This window comes from Rhodospirillaceae bacterium (genome assembly GCA_002728255.1).
Lineage (GTDB): Bacteria > Pseudomonadota > Alphaproteobacteria > UBA7887 > UBA7887.
The window spans coordinates 76,720-92,805 of sequence record PBWV01000015.1 but is presented as its reverse complement, the minus strand read 5'-3'; the positions used below and the strand labels follow the sequence as shown (position 1 = coordinate 92,805).

11 protein-coding genes are annotated in these 16,086 nt (G+C 45.8%); all 11 read right to left on the bottom strand.

What is annotated here, in order from left to right; genetic code table 11:
* The coding region (ureA, locus tag CMM32_04035; GenBank protein MBT06071.1) for an urease subunit gamma at positions 1-148 on the bottom strand (148 nt) is incomplete at its 3' end.
* Positions 149-169: 21 nt separating this feature from the next.
* Complete coding sequence (locus CMM32_04030) at positions 170-979, bottom strand: urease accessory protein (protein MBT06070.1); 810 nt, start codon at positions 977-979, stop codon at positions 170-172.
* 36 nt (positions 980-1,015) lie between these two features.
* Positions 1,016-1,711, bottom strand: a complete 696-nt coding sequence (gene urtE, locus CMM32_04025; GenBank protein ID MBT06069.1) for an urea ABC transporter ATP-binding subunit UrtE — start codon at positions 1,709-1,711, stop codon at positions 1,016-1,018.
* A gap of 2 nt (positions 1,712-1,713) precedes the next feature.
* Entirely contained in the window at positions 1,714-2,454 is a 741-nt protein-coding gene (gene urtD, locus CMM32_04020; GenBank protein ID MBT06068.1) for an urea ABC transporter ATP-binding protein UrtD, read from the bottom strand.
* Complete coding sequence (urtC, locus tag CMM32_04015; GenBank protein ID MBT06067.1) at positions 2,454-3,647, bottom strand: urea ABC transporter permease subunit UrtC; 1,194 nt, start codon at positions 3,645-3,647, stop codon at positions 2,454-2,456. The genes urtD and urtC overlap by 1 nt, the downstream gene beginning before the upstream one ends.
* Positions 3,640-5,667: an urea ABC transporter permease subunit UrtB gene (gene urtB, locus CMM32_04010; protein MBT06066.1), complete on the bottom strand. Its 2,028-nt coding sequence runs from the start codon at positions 5,665-5,667 to the stop codon at positions 3,640-3,642. Before urtB ends, urtC begins: the two co-directional genes overlap by 8 nt.
* 103 nt (positions 5,668-5,770) lie before the next feature.
* Complete coding sequence (gene urtA, locus CMM32_04005) at positions 5,771-7,030, bottom strand: urea ABC transporter substrate-binding protein (protein ID MBT06065.1); 1,260 nt, start codon at positions 7,028-7,030, stop codon at positions 5,771-5,773.
* A gap of 391 nt (positions 7,031-7,421) precedes the next feature.
* Entirely contained in the window at positions 7,422-8,189 is a 768-nt protein-coding gene (locus CMM32_04000) for a short-chain dehydrogenase (GenBank protein MBT06064.1), read from the bottom strand.
* A gap of 76 nt (positions 8,190-8,265) precedes the next feature.
* Positions 8,266-10,593: a carbon monoxide dehydrogenase gene (locus CMM32_03995; GenBank protein ID MBT06063.1), complete on the bottom strand. Its 2,328-nt coding sequence runs from the start codon at positions 10,591-10,593 to the stop codon at positions 8,266-8,268.
* A gap of 18 nt (positions 10,594-10,611) precedes the next feature.
* Positions 10,612-12,585: a guanylate cyclase gene (locus CMM32_03990; GenBank protein MBT06062.1), complete on the bottom strand. Its 1,974-nt coding sequence runs from the start codon at positions 12,583-12,585 to the stop codon at positions 10,612-10,614.
* Between the two features lie 61 nt (positions 12,586-12,646).
* Complete coding sequence (locus CMM32_03985; GenBank protein MBT06061.1) at positions 12,647-15,889, bottom strand: hypothetical protein; 3,243 nt, start codon at positions 15,887-15,889, stop codon at positions 12,647-12,649.
* Positions 15,890-16,086 lie beyond the last annotated feature (197 nt).

The window sequence follows — 16,086 nt, the reverse complement described above, 5'->3', positions numbered from 1 at the left end:
CTTCTCTCGCACCTTCAACTACAAAATCAGTTATCAGAGCGATCGTCTCTGGGTAGTTTAGTTTAACGCCACGTGCTTTTCTGTCACGTGCCACCATGGCGGCCAACGAAAGCATTAATTTATCTTTTTCTCTCGGTGTGAGTTTCATCTTTATAACCCTCTAGTCTTTTTATGTCTGCCAGACGCGTGGTATATCTCGTTGACGGAGTTTCCATAAGAGCGCCACGGTATCCTTCTTACCAGTGGAAACTTCCTGCGCTGCAAGGCGCACGATTAATTTACCATTCCAGCAGGAAATACCTAAGTTTGATGGATAATGATTTAATGTGCGGTCCAGTCGCTCCGCCAATTGCTCAGTTTTTGAGCCTAAATATAGGATAGTTGTCACTATTCGGGCCCCTCCTAAACCTGCAGCGGAATGCAGAATGCTCGGCACATCTTCCTTGATTCGCAGTGCTTCTGCGTGTATCAGCTCGTCGTCTCGGTATATACGCCAATTATCCGTTATACTGCAGTCAGACAGACTTTCTCCCATCGCATGCCTGCCCAAAACAATGGATTCAGATATTAAGCATTCGCTATCTGAAGACATATGTAGTTCAATATTCCGGCTCAGTCGGGCGTTGTTAAAAAAGATAGTTTCCTGTGGTAACCAATGCATGACGGACCGTTCACTCACATTTAATAGGGTAGAAACTTCTGCTGGGTTCCGTTTGCTTTTGTAGATACGCTCCGCAGTCTGGCTGGTCACAGTGAGTTGGCTTCCTTTTATTGTTAACTCATTCCTGTATTTATCACCCCCTGTCATTCCTCCCGCAGTATTAATCAGAACGGCTTCTCTGACGTCACTGTGGGTCCGTGGCATCAGTAGTTTAGCCGATCCCGATTGGTACAGGCGATCCAGCCTATTTTTCCTTACAGATAGTTTTATATGGCCTGTTGCGCGTTGAAGGGGCTGTTGAATACTGGAACCATTCATAGGTAAGACCTATTTTTCTGAGCAAGCCAACCGAATTTAAACTCCGACCGACTCCCGTAATTGTGCTTTATCTGCTTTTGTCTTGGGACAGTCATAAACGATTTTCCCACGGGTCATGGCATAAATGTGGTCGGCCAAACCGAATGCGAAATCAAAATACTGTTCCACTAAAATAATAGACATCTGTTTTTGTTGGCGAATATGGGCGATTACCTCACCTATATGAGTAATAATATTGGGTTGGATACCTTCAGTCGGTTCGTCAAGAAGAAGGAGTTTGGGCTTGGTAATAAGTGCCCTGGCGATAGCCAATTGTTGTTGTTGTCCACCGGAAAGATCACCTCCTCTCCGATCCATCATGGTCCGCAGTGCAGGAAATAACTCAAAGATCTCCTCGGAAATAAAATGATCCTCACGCGGGAGACAGGCGAACCCAGTCTCAATATTTTCACGCACCGTAAGCAGAGGAAATATAAACCTTCCCTGCGGTACGTAGGCAACACCTGCTTTTGCGAGTGTATCGGGACGCTTGTTGGTTACATCAGAACCGTCGAGGAGATAACGACCGCCGCTGCTTGGATGCGTGCCTGAAAGTACCCTTAGCAAAGAGGTTTTTCCTACGCCATTAGATCCCATTACACAGGTAATCTTCCCTAGCCTAGCCTGTATAGAGATACCATGGAGAATTTTAGATAAACCATAGTGTAGCGTTAGGTCTTCTGTAGCAAGCATGACTACCTTCCAAGATAAACATCAATAACGTCCTGATTTTGTGTTACAAAATCCATCTGGCCCTCTGCTAAGACGGATCCTTCATGTAGAACCGTTATCCTACAGTTCAACTGGCGTATGAACTCCATATCATGTTCTACAACTACGACTGACCGTGTTTGTGATAACTCTTGCAATAATGTTATTGTCACAGCTCTTTCGGACGATGTCATTCCGGCGGCAGGCTCATCGATAAGAAGTAGCTGAGGCTCCTGGGCTAGCAGTATCCCGATTTCCAACCACTGCTTCTGGCCGTGGCTAAGCTGGCCCGATAATTGGTCAAGATGGTCATCCAACTTTATTTGTTTAGCCAGAGTATTGATCTTCTTATTATCTGCTTCATTCCGTCTGTAAAAAAGGACGGAGAGCGGCCCTCGTGGCTTCGCTAACGCCATTAGAAGGTTTTCATAAACAGTTTGGGCTTCAAAAATGGTTGGTTTCTGAAATTTACGTCCGATGCCTAGCTGAGCTATCTCTGCCTCAGATTTTCTCAGAAGAGAGTGACTTTTTGGGCCCCAAAAAACGTCGCCCGAGTCAGGTCTGGTTTTTCCCGTGACGATATCCATAAATGTAGTTTTCCCTGCCCCGTTTGGTCCTATAATTGCCCTCAGCTCCGATGAGCCGATATCAAAGCTCAGGCTGTTAATTGCTTTGAAGCCATCGAATGATACCGAAATATTGTCTACGTGGAGCAGCTGGGACATTATTTGTTTCCCCTTATGACAAAACGATCGACTAAACCACTCATTCCTTTAGGTGCGTATAGTGTCACGACAACAAAACTCAGGCCTAGAAGGACAAGCCACCATTCTGTCCAACGCAATGTTCCTAGGCCTAAGGCAAGATCGGGGGCATGACCTCCTGTAAAATAGCTGGATAGTAGTGATACAAAGGCAGCTCCAACGACAGCACCATAGAGCCTGCCGCGTCCCCCAATCGCAACCCACACTGCAAGGTATATTGAAGCGACAGGGGCTAGTTCGGCTGGATTAATAATCCCGGCCTGAGGGTAATATAGGGCGCCTGCCAATGCTGCAATGCATGCGGTCAAAACAAATATAAACAATTTGTAGCTTTCGACATTATAGCCAAGAAATCGAACTCGATCTTCATTGTCCCTTATACCTGTCAGTATATTGCCAAGTTTACTGCGCACGATCGAGTGGGCAACTATGTACAGCACTCCCAATGTGATCGCACTCGCAATAAAAAACCAAATTGAAACTATAGCTTGAGGTGTGTCATCCAGGCCCGGAATATTTTGTAGTCCGGAAAGGCCGTTGTTTCCCCGCAGACCGCTGTCATTCTGAAAAAGGTAAAGTGAAAGCGCGAGGGTCATCGCTTGCGTGAGAATTGAGAGATAGACCCCGTTTACCCGTGATCGGAAAGCAAACCACCCAAAAATAAAGGCGAGCAGACCAGGGATAAGAAAAACTAAGCCAACCTGTATCCAAAAGCTATCTGCAAATGTCCAGATGACTGGAATTTCTGCTCCTCCTACGACTCCAAATATCTGAATTCCAACCGCATCATTGATCTCGTCTAGGCTCATTGGGAGGGGGGAATTTTGTGCAGCCTGAAGAACAATTATTTTAGTCCGAGCAAACATCAACCACATTCCAATCATGTAACCACCGAGTGCGAAGAAGGCAAAATGTCCGAGTGAAAGAATTCCGCAGAAGCCCCAAACCAAATCCATTGCTATCGCAACCATGCAGAGGCATAAGGTTTTCCCCAACGTTTTGATAAAGCTTGTTGGTACTAGGCCNANNCCAAGTCCCTCGCTCAGCANGACAATGGNTANTGTAAATAAGGANAGNAGCCCGANAAAAATAAGGATAGANGGGTGNCGNAGTAGATACTGAACAATGATTGTATGTTTGATTAANTTANTCATCTGCTGCTCGGCCCTTTAGGGCAACAATNCCTTTAGGTCGGAATTGAATGAAGAGTATGATGAAAATTATCATATANGTTTGGGCNGCAAGTGTATTTGATGGATTAAACCATTCAATTCCTTTCTGCAGTGAGCCAATCATGGCNGCTCCAGCCAGGGTTCCCCAAATATTTCCGACACCACCGACCACAACTGTCATAAAGCTTTGAACAATGTAATCCGATCCCAGTTCTGAAGTAACTTTTGAAAAAAGCCCAATTGCCACCCCAGCTATTCCTGCAATGCCTGACCCGAAGCCAAAGGTCAGCATATTTATTTTATCAGTATTAATGCCCATGCTGGAGGCCATTATAGGATTTTGGGTAACGGNGCGTGTTTCAAGGCCAAATCTGGTGCGGGTCATTACATATAGAAGAACTGCCAAAAAAATGAGGCTGAGCAGAAAAATAGCGATACGGATATTACTTATAGCCAGCACATCGTTAATAACCATTGCGCCGTCTAGCCACTCAGGTGAGGTTAGGGGACGGGCTTGGGTGCCAAAAATATTTTTGGCAATTTGTTGAAGAGCGATGCTGATCCCAAAAGTTGCCAATAAAGTTTCGAGTGGTCTCTTATACAGATGGCGAATTACTAGTCTCTCCATCAGCACTCCAGCCACAAAAGTAAGGATAAAAGCGACAGGAAGGGCAACTATTATTGATAAGGTATAGCTGGGGATNATTAATTNGATTACGTAACCAGTATACGCTCCCATCATAATAAATTCTCCGTGCGCCATATTGATTACACGCATCACTCCAAAAGTAATCGCGAGTCCAATGGCTGCCAAAAAATAAATTGATGCAAGGCTCAATCCATCTAGCACAAGATCCAGCAGCGTAAAAAACATAACTTTTTTTTGGATTGCAACAAGAACCTCATGGGCTGCGTCGGTTATAGCTTGGGGCCGATCATATTTAGCGAAGAAAACATATTCCGATATAGTTCTTTCCTTATGCTGTTCATCCATTCGGGGTGGAAGGTTCTTTGTTTGAACAAGATAATCATACGCTTGATTGCGGGCAGCATCGGTGTCCAGTGAAGAGACTTCAAAGGTCCCAATGGAGCCAGAGTCAATATGTGCCGCGAGGACTTGATCGCGTTGTTCATTATTGACGAATATAGGGACGAGCCCTCGGTCTATGAGCAATTGGTATGCAGCATCCAGGGAGAGCTCGACTTCGTCCTCCGCAATGGTGAAGGGGGTAACGCGCGTTCCTTCAGAAGGTCTTACAGAAATATCAGGTATTATTACCCGGGCTATATTTCCNGTTGTTGGTATAGTTTTGGCAATTTGGATTTGGCTCTTCAGTAATGGGTTCAGTATTGCTCGGGTTTCCAAAGATAAATCGCCGGAGAGGCTGTATATCGAGTCAACAATTTTTGGTATATCAGTGCCGTGCGTAATGGTTCCATAGACATATGCTTTTTCCATTCTTTCTTTCAGGACAGAATCATTTTCCAAAGAAATTGCTCGTTGCAGAGGTCTTAAATGTAAAGGATGGATGCTCCTATAGATTGTATCGAGAGCCATGCTTCGGATAGCTGGATCATTACTTTCTAGTTGAAAAGGGGCTAATGCACTGGCAATTTTTGCTCGGACACCACTGTTGGGCTTGATTTGTTTTGCCGCCTTGGCCCGCACAATTCCCAAGTCATTGCGATTTATGAACCCACTTATTGCCAAAAGATTCTTGCCGTCCTGGTCTTTACCTGCAGGCGAGGCCACCACAAGCTCTTGTGTCTCCTTAAGAACAAATAATTTCTTTTTTTTCCAAAGCTCTAAGAACCGAGCTGCGTCTTCACCTCCGTATGCTTGAATCTCATCGAGGACGGGATCAATGGTTTTAGATGAACTTTTCTGAATTAGGGCTGCGTTACGATTTAACAAATCTTCGAAGTCTTCAGAGGACCATGCTGGTGTCAGCAATCCTTCTGATAAGCCCATAATTAAGAGGATTTGAAAAATACGGATCATCTATTAAAAAATGGGCGGAATCATTGTTTGCAATGCTTCCGCCACTCTCTTTCAGGCTAGAGGGAGCAAGAGCAAGGGATTTAGTCCCTCAGACTTAGGAGTACTAGTATATGGATTTAATCTGGACACAGGATTTTGTTTCCGTGTTGTACATTCCGCATCCTAAGTTTTTCCAGTCTGATATTAGGATCGAGGATTCAGGTAGGTAATCCGTCCAGGCATCTCCGGGTACTTCTTCTGTTTGGCTAATGATGTCGAATTGCCCGTTATCCTGAATTTCTCCTATTAGCACTGGTTTAGAAAGATGATGATTTGAGAGCATTTCAGCAATACCTCCGGTAAGATTTGGGAAGGTTTGGCCGTACATTGCATCTCGAACTTTATTGACGTCAGTGGTCCTGGCGGTATTTACAGCTTGAACCCACATGTTAAAGCCTATGTAGTGGGCTTCCATTGGATCATTGGTAACACGGTCTTTACCCATCCGACTTTTCCATGCTGCTATAAACTCAGTATTAGACTCCGTATCCGCTGACTGAAAGTAATTCCAAGCAGCAAGGTGACCTACTAGGTTCGTCGTATCCAGCCCAGAAAGTTCTTCTTCACCGACTGAAAAGGCGATTACAGGGATATCATCAGCGGAGACACCGGCCGCTGCCAACTCCTTGTAAAAACCGANGTTAGCATCGCCGTTAATTGTGGAAATCACCCCAACCTTTTTACCTTGGGCACCTAATGCAACCACATCGGCTACAATTTTTGACCAGTCCGAATGGCCAAACGGGGTGTAATTAACGAAAATGTCAGACGCCGGTATACCCTTATCCTTTAAGTATTGCTCAAGAATTTTATTAGTCGTCCGGGGATATACATAGTCAGTCCCTAACAGGGCAAATTTTTCCACACCAAGTTCGTCTAAGTAATAGTTTGTAGCTGGGATCGCCTGCTGGTTGGGTGCAGCTCCCGTATAGAAGACGTTTCTGGAGCTTTCTTCTCCCTCATATTGAACCGGATAGAACAATAGGCCGTTTAGTTCTTCGATAACAGGGAGCACAGATTTCCGTGAAACTGATGTCCAGTTGCCAAAGATCACATCAACATCATGAACTGTCAGGAGTTCACGAGCCTTTTCCGCAAAAAGGGGCCAGTCTGAGGCAGGATCGACGACTACTGCCTCAACACTCTTGCCGAGCAGGCCCCCGTTGTCATTCAATTCGTCGACAAGCATCAAAATAGTATCTTTTAGGGTGGTCTCGCTTATAGCCATTGTCCCTGAGAGGGAATGTAGGACACCAATTTTAATAGTTTCGCCTGCGGTCGCCTCAACATAGGGAGCGCCGGAGATTCCTATGAATACAGCCATTATTGCCAAAATACGACGAGCGGATAAAGGATACAGCATTTTTTTGTCCTTAAGTGGTGGGATGTTACCGCTTGTATAAACCAAAAAGTAGTTAGGGGCAATATTAAATGCCTATAAAACCATCAATAAATATTTTAATAAAAATAAAATGTACAAAAATTAGGCATTTGGGAATCGATCGCAGCACTTGCGGCCGGTGGCGAACCTGACTGTCAGACGGGTTTGTAAGGAGACTTCAGGGAATGCTTGGCTGGACTAATGGCGTACTTGAATAGGCGGTGAAGATAGTCAGAAAGCTTTGTGTCTTGCTTGGTAAAACCACCTGCGGGGGAGACCCAAGTTGAGTGAGGGGCTTACTGCCCTTGGCTTGCCCTACTCAGAAAGACCTTCATCAGGTGTAACTTCGTCGTAATCGGCGCATCCCGGCTAGCCATCGGTCGATATCATCCCCTTTTCGGCGGACGTAATTTTCCACTTCAGGATGTGGCAGAACGTGAAATCGCTCGTCCTTAATTGCTGCTACCACTGTTTCAGCAAGCTCGTGGGGTTCTAGGATTCCATCGGTCTGGCCGCTGCCAAGGGTCTTGGGTGCCATGGCTGTATTAACGCCCTGAGGACACAATACTGAAACTTTAATTCCATCATCGGCATGAGTGATGGCTAAAAATTCAGCCAGCTTTATGGCGGCGGCTTTGGTCACGGTGTATGGGCCGCTTTCCATGGCAGCCAGAAGGCCCGCGGCGGAGGCAGTGTTCAACAAATAGCCTTCTTTACGAGCGAGCATTGATGGCAGGACAGCCCGGGCGGCGTAAAGATGGGCCATAACGTTGAGGTTCCATTGATCTTGCCAGCTTTCATTGTCGGCGTCTGTTAATACTCCAACAGCTGTGGCTAGGGCCCCAGCATTGGAACAAAAAAGATCGATCCTTTGATATTGTTCCAGTACGTTATCCACCAGAGATTGAACCTCTTCCTCCTTCGTGACATCACAGACCCGGGCGTCAGCACCTAAGTCAGTAGCAGCCTGATTAACTGCTTCCTCATCTAGATCTGCCAATACAATTTTGCTGGCTCCTTCTGATAAAAATGCCTGAGCCATTGCTTTTCCTATCCCGCCACTGCCGCCAGTGATAACTATCACCCTGTCTGCTAGTTCCATTTTTAAACTCCTATTTCTGGTGCCAAGGTAAAAAAATGTTAGGGGGTAGGGAATGCAAATTTGCCAAGTAAGATAGCTACCTCTCTATTTGATTTTTAGCACTATTGATGGAGNGCCATACTTTTTCAGGTGTCAAGGGCATATCGATATGATCGATCCCAAAGGCCTTAACCGCATCGACGAGAGCATTCACTACTGCAGGAGGTGCGCCTGCAGCTCCCGCTTCCCCGCAGCCTTTAAAGCCTAAGGGATTTGTTGGGCAAGGACTAGGGTTACTAATAAATTCGATCGGGGGCAGTTGGTCAGCACGAGGGATATTGTAGTCGAGAAATGAACTTGAGTTCAATTGACCGTGGTCGTCGTAATGGGTGCACTCAAAGGCAGCTTGACCGATACCTTGGGCAACACCACCATGAACTTGGCCCTCCAAAAGGAGGGGGTTTAGCACTACACCAAAATCGTGGACTACTAAGTATCTCGTAATTGAAAACGAGCCGGTGTCGGGATCCACTTCTACCTCGCACAGGTGGCAGCCATTGGGGAAAGTATGATTGGTGGGTACAAATTCTCCTGTTCCCTCAAGTCCCGGCGACATCCCTTGGGGCAAAAGGGACCGATTAAAAGCCTTGGAGGCGAGAGTGTTCCACGAAATGGATCGATCAGTCCCAGCAACAGTGAATAATCCANCTCTAAATTCTATATCAATCTCTGCTGCCTCCAAGAGGTGTCCTGCCAGCTGTTTGCCCTTTTTGATAATTTCTTCTGCCGCAATGGAGATTGCTGCACCACCAACCGGTATAGACCAAGACCCGCCTGTTCCTGAACCATTCGTTATTAGTTCCGTATCACCCTGAACCACACGAACGTTCTCTGGATCAACTCGTAGGAGTTCGTTAACAATCTGCGCATAAGCTGTTTCATGCCCTTGTCCATTCGACATTGTTCCAATGAGAACCGTCACTTCCCCATTTTTGGAGACCTTCATATCTACGTCTTGAGACACTCCATGTCCGCATCTTTCCACATAGTTGGCCAGTCCAATTCCCAGTCTTTTTCCTCGTTTCTCAGCTTCGTTTCGACGGCCCTCAAAGTTCTCCCAATCCATTTCAGAAAGCCCTAAATTTAGGTTCTTTTCAAAAAGCCCACTGTCGTATATTAGACCCAGCGGCGTTTTGTAGGGGAAGCAATCTGGATCAATAATATTTCTGCGTCTGAGGTCGATGCGGTCCATATGGAGTTGATCAGCAGCTTTATCAATAAGACGTTCCAGTAGATACACGGCTTCAGGACGCCCCGCCCCTCTATATACATCGGTAGGAACAGTGTTGGTAAACATTCCTCGGACCCGAACATGGATGGCCGGGGTAGTATATGTGCCGGCAAGAGCAGGTTGGTTGTTAACCGGTGACATAGCGCCGCGTCCTGATAAATATGCGCCAAGATTTGCCATCTCGTCCACTGAGAGAGCTAGGAACTTGCCATCTTTATCTAATGCCAGTGTTGCATGAGTGGCATTGTCGCGACCATAGTAGTCAGAAATGAAGGCTTCATTTCGTTCACCAACCCATTTTACTGGCTTACCGAGCATTCGGGCTGCCCAGATGACGAGAGCCTGTTCTCCATAAATCGAATTTTTTGAGCCAAAGCCTCCACCTACGTCGTCGATTACAACTCGAAAATTTTTTTCAGGTTCATCGAAAATTTTTGCGAGATCCTCTCTCAAAGGGTGGGGCATTTGTGAGGCCGTGTACAATGTGCTTAGATTTTTTTCTTCATCATGAATTCCGATTGCGCCCCTGCATTCTATTGACGCATTTGCGACGCGGTTATTGATGACATCAATTTCTACCAAATGCTCAGCTTTCTGAAATGCGGCAGTTACTTCCTCGATATCTCCGGTTTCCCAGAGAAAGCTTGTGTTAAGAGGGGCTTCCTCTGGCCACAATTCAGGGGCCCCTTCACTTGCGGCTTTGGTTAGTTCGACGGAGGATGGCAGGGGGGCATACGTGACTTGTATGAGTTCGCAGGCCAGAACTGCCTGGGCCTCTGAATCAGCGACAACCATGGCTATAGCCTCGCCGACATACCGGACCTTGGATGTTGCCAGTAGGGGGAAGTCAGGCATATATCCAGGCGGTGCATTTTCAGGCATGAACGAGATTGGGAGATGGCGTAGACCAGCATCAAGAATATCTTCAGCGCAATACACGGCTATGATGCCGGGTGCTATTTTTGCTTTTTCTGTGTCAACATTAGTTACCCGAGCATGGGCGTGGGGGGAACGTAAAAATTTTGCGTGCGCTTGACCGGTGAAAGATAAATCATCTAAATACTTTCCGGTACCGGTAAGGAAGCGAACATCTTCTTTTCGTTTAAGCGGTTGTCCAATACCAAACTTCTGCACTATCAGATCTCACTATTTTTATTGGGCTTGGGGTTTTTCTTCAAGGTCTAACAACCATGTGCTCATTTTCCCTTTTCCTTTTACCTCTATCTTTCCCCGTGGGTGATATTTCAGGTCCTTCACAAGCTTTACCAAATCGTAGGTCGTTTCTGAAATCTGTACTTTGCCGGGTAGTCCAAGGGACTCCATTCGACTAGCAACGTTCACTGTATCNCCCCACATATCGTACATAAAACGTGACTCGCCGATAACACCACCTATAACCGGACCGCTGTGCACTCCCACGCGCACATTTAAATCAAATTTATTGATCTGGTTAAAATCCCTTATTTCCTCAATTGTAGCGAGCGCCATTCTCACAGCATTTTCCGCATGACGAGGGTCGCTCTTACGGAGACCGGCAACCGCCATGTAGCTGTCACCTATCGTTTTTATTTTCTCAACAGTAAGGGTTGCCGCCCTTTTATCAAATCTACCAAAGATATCGTTCAGTAGTGAGACGACCCGCCGAGCCACTAGTGTATTTGCCAAGTTGGTAAAACCTACCAAATCAATAAAAATAACTGATACTTCCTCATAGGTATCATGGATTTCGGATCCCTGTTTTAGGCGTTCAGCTACGCCCGCTGGGAGTACTCTTTGTAAGACGGACTCAGTCTCTTGCGCTGATTCTTCCAGATTCCACACTAGATTATTATAGTGGACTCCGATTTGTCCCGCCTGAGTAAAAGGTTCTTGGGCCGCNCGGATAGAAAGGTCCCTAGAGTCCGCTTGTTTCTGCATTACGGCCAACAATTCTTCCACATCGTCGTTAGCCCTGTGTTCAGCTACGTTCAGTCCAGCTTCTTCAGCAGCTCTACTGACCCTAATTCCCCATAATCGATCTGCTCCGTAAATAAAGATGAAAGAAATTATAAAGACAACACTGCAGCAAGCGAAAACGCCCACCAGTTGTATTGCTACTTGTTGATCACCTAGCAAAGAGGTGCCAAGTATACTGGGCTCACCAAAAATCCCAACAGCTATAGTTCCCCAAATACCGGCTGCTAAATGTACGGGTATTACTCCCACAGCGTCATCAAGGTAAAAGCGTTGTAATAGGAGGTCAGCAAACAGTACGACTACACCTCCCATGCTCCCAATGATAACAGCTTCAAAGGGGGTGACCGCATGGCAACATGCTGTTACAGACACAAGACCGCCCAGAAGCCCATTCATAATTCTCATTACGTACGGCCTACGGTAGATACTGTAACAAAGTACAATAGTTGTTACTAAACCTGAGGCTCCTCCTAATAAGGTATTTATCAGAATTGAGGGTACATTTTCATCAAAGGCACCCGCACTACCGCCATTAAAACCGAACCAGCCAAAAAAGAGTAAAAGGGTTCCAAGTAATGAAAGAGGTACATTNCTTCCATTGAATTCTCGCACGGTTCCATCTTCCCGAAAACGACCCGTGCGCGGTCCAAGTATAATGATAGCTGCTAGAGCGATTGTGCCGCCTAAGCTGTGAACTACGGTGGATCCTGCAAAGTCAACAAAGCCCATACTGGCAAGCCAGCCATGCTCATTCCAAACCCAGTGTCCGATCAAGGGGTACACTAAAGTTGCACCAACCACGGCGATGAGTAGATACATTGAAAACTTTAATCTCTCAGCAACTGCGCCGGAGACTATGGTTATAGCAGCGCCACAAAATGCAGCTTGGTAGATGAACCACGCACCTTCTTCAGGGTGCTGTGGGACGAAGAGAAAATGGGAAAAGCCGGCATAGCCTGAGATTGACGAACCAAACATCAGTCCGTAACCGCATGTCCAAAATACCAACATGCAAATACCAAAATCACAGATATTTTTTAGCGCTGTATTAATATTATTTTTGTTTCGTGTGGCTCCGGCTTCGACACACATGAACCCAGCTTGCATCATTAAAACCAAAATGGCGCAAATTAAAATCCATAAGAGATCCATAGAAATAGTTGGATTCATTGTCTCACACCTTAGTGCTGGTTTTCCTTATGATAACGCGAATATTTGTCTGGGTGCAGTCCTAATGCATANTGGTGTTAGCGAACCCTACTTTTTTTGCAATATTTTCAAGGCGAACAAGTTCCTTTATATTGTCGGAATTCGTTGGTTCGGTTCGAGAACCAATTATGGCGCGCGCCCGTTCAATGAAGTAGGTCGCCCAGGCTAGAGGTTCCCTGGTGGTAATTAGTTCCAGATGGTTCGCATACTGTAGTACCGCGGTGCTGTCGTTTGTGTGCAATGAGGCCTCTATGGCATCCCTCAAAAACCATAGTTGGTTGTGNGCGTGGCAGCCGTCGCGGAGTATGTCAAATCCCTCGGTTAAAGCATCCTTCCGGGTGAATTTATCATCCGTGCAGACAGCTAGTGTTCCGAGTAGGCGGGGCCCTACAAACGGCATGCCTACCTTGCGACTAATTTTTATAGCCTCATCAAGTAATTCCAAAGCTTCTTTTGCGTTTCCTAGTTCCATTAGGCAACGGGCTTTCTGGTTCATTGCATAGGCGCGGAAGCGTTCATTTTGGGTCATAAATGTAAGCTCTACAGCTCTATTGGAAGCATTTAAGGCTTCATCGAGTTCTCCCATTTCCAGAAGAAATTCAGCGGCAAAATTCGTCGAATACATTTCGCAGCGGTGGTGGCCGACGTCTTTAGCTAGTTTTTGAGCAGTTAGTATGTCTTCTAATCCAGATTTCATCTCGTTAAGGTATCTGCGAGTGAGGCCGGTCATGTATTTATTAGGTACCTCAATCCGTCCTAGCCCTTCTTGGTGAGAAATATTAATACAATCGCGGAATGCTGAAAGCGCCTTAGACATTTGAAGCCCGGCATAGTAGCAATCTGCTAGCCCGCTTAGATTACGAGCAATCCATGCTTTATCGCCACACTTTTTTGCGCTTTCTAGGCCGTTTTCATACGACTCAATTGCTTTATCCAACTCGTTCTTCGTGAAAAGGTGGCTGCCTCTGTAATAACCGACCTGGCTTAGAAGGTTGTATTCCTTTTTCGAAAGAGCTGTCTGTTCGGTTTCGTGAAGTATTGTCGCGCTTTCTTCTCCTCGCCCCATCCATCTGTTACAAGAGGCCATTCCAATAAGGGCCTGGCACCTGAGAGTTTCATCTTCNATCATTGTTAGCGCCGTCTTGTACAGCTCTCTTGCGCGGTCGGCCTTCCCAATCTCTCGTGTCATGCTCGCTTGTAGACAGGTCAGTTGGTATCTTTCTATGTTTTGGGTTGTGAGTTCTAGGGCCCTTTCTATGAGTGGTAACCCTCGTGCAAATTGGAAACGCTGTTCGCAGTCGTAAGCTGCTTCGAGGTAACTGCTTGCTGCTTTTGGGCTCCGGCCAAGATCTAGGTGCTGAGCTATTAATATTGTATCTCTACCTTGATACCAGTGAGATGCCCTTATATGAAGCTCTTTCTTTTGGCTAGAGAGATGGGAGTTATAGACGGCTTCTCTCATCAGCGAGTGAGTGAAAATAAACCCACCATTTTCTGAACGAATAATGTGAGCAGTAAGTGCCGCGGAAAATAAACAATTAGAAACTTTAGTGATGTNGCTAACCATTTCCAGAGTGAACCATTGTCCATAAATGGAAGCCGCCTTAAGGAATTGTCTTTCGGCAAGAGGCAGACGGTCAACGCGTGCAATCATCATCGTTTCTATTGTGCCGGGGAGGTCTTCGGTCTTTTCGGTATCCGCTGCGTTGCGAAGCAGTTGATCTAAGAAAAGAGGGTTACCTTCAGCACGTTCTATGCACTTACTCAATAGATTATTATTCTCAGGGAAAACACCGAGCCCCACGGTATAGGCTTCCTCAAATGTGAATGGCTCTATATCAAGAATACAAGTCCGCTCATTTTTTTCTGCTTCGGCCCAAAAGTTACCTGTAACCGTTTCAGGGTCTTCCCGAGATGTCACAAGAAGTATAATTCTGGAATTTATGGTCTCTTTTATGAGATTTTGAAGTAGAGAGACTGCTGTCTTATCGGCGAAATGCAAATCCTCAAACCCACATATTTGCGGTGAGTGGCTGGCGAGGTGTCCAAGTGTTCGGCTTGCAAATCTTATTTTTTCGTTGTGGCGTGAGAATGAACTCATTGCGTCTAAAATAACTCTGTTCCCCAGAGGTTGTTCCATTTCGAAGATGTCGAGCAGTATCGCGATGTCTTTTTGCTCTCTCAAATGCCTTGCAGCAAATCTTTGGATTAGTTCCGTTTGTTTAATTTGGGGGTCACTAAGTTCAAAGCCGATCAAATTCGATAAAAATAATTTTAGGATAGAGCGGTCATTGCCCATGCCAAAATTTAGATTACGAACTGTACGGGAAGGGAATCCATGTTCTTTTCCAATTGTTATAAATTTCTCTAGTAACCTAGATTTTCCGATCCCAGCTTGTCCTCTTATGTAGAAGGTGGTTCCATGGTCATTTGATTGCAGTGCATTCAGGGTAGTCTGAAATACTGACAATTCTTTCTTTCTTCCTACAAAGATGCCCTCAGTAGAGCTCTCATAGGTGTTATATTTGGTTTCAGCCATTACNCGCCACGTCTTGACGGGTTCAGACAACCCGCGGATGTTTTGGGTTCCCATTGCAACTGCGGGAACTGTATCACCTAGTTCGCGGCGGATTTCCTCGGAAATAATGGTTTCGCCGGCCTCAGCCAGAGACTCTAACCGTGATGCGAGATTAACCGAGTCACCAACCACTGTATAAGATTTGTGATGAGTGCTGCCTGTTCCACCTGCAACTACACGACCTGCGGCGATCCCAATATGGGTTCTTACCTCGATTCCCATAGAGGTGCTCAAGTCTTTCATCCAGTCATGTACAGAAAACGCCGCGGAAACTGCCCTTTCGGGGTCATTTTCGTGAGCTATTGGGGCGCCAAATAGCGCCATAACGTTGTCGCCTATATGTTTGTCAATCGTCCCTCCGAATGAGTGAACGATACCGTCCACCCCCTCGTAAAATTGGTTAAGGAGCGCGTGGATGGTTTCTGGGTCATGATCTTCCGAGAGCTTTGTAAAGCCTGAAATATCGCAAAACCAAATNGTAACCCGTCGAAGGTCCTGTTCTAGGTCTTGGGCCGGATCCTCAGGTACTGTATGGCCCAACAGAGAGACACCGCATCCACCACAGAACGAATCGCCAACGTCATTGGTGAAGCCACAAGAATCGCAATTGGTTTTGAGCCCAGCCCCACAGCTTCGGCAAAAATTGCGTTCGGGGTCATTTGCAGTATTACAGTTGCTGCATTGCATTTAGTACTCAATTTTAACTTTCCAACAAATAATAAGAACTACGCTACTGCATTTTCGGCGAGCAAGATTTGAATAGACCGAGGCAACAAATGAACTTATTTTTCTTTATATCATGATTTAGTAGGTAATTTTCCCAAAAATTTCCTCAGGTTCAAAATTTTTCTACACTTAATTTAAACTTATTTCTTCTCTAAATT

Coding starts and splice junctions, on each gene's coding strand:
- CMM32_04030 (MBT06070.1), bottom strand. CDS start 979: ATGAATGGTTCCAGTATTCAACAGCCCCTTCAACGCGCAACAGGCCAT.
- urtE (MBT06069.1), bottom strand. CDS start 1,711: ATGCTTGCTACAGAAGACCTAACGCTACACTATGGTTTATCTAAAATT.
- urtD (MBT06068.1), bottom strand. CDS start 2,454: ATGTCCCAGCTGCTCCACGTAGACAATATTTCGGTATCATTCGATGGC.
- CMM32_04000 (MBT06064.1), bottom strand. CDS start 8,189: ATGGAACTAGCAGACAGGGTGATAGTTATCACTGGCGGCAGTGGCGGG.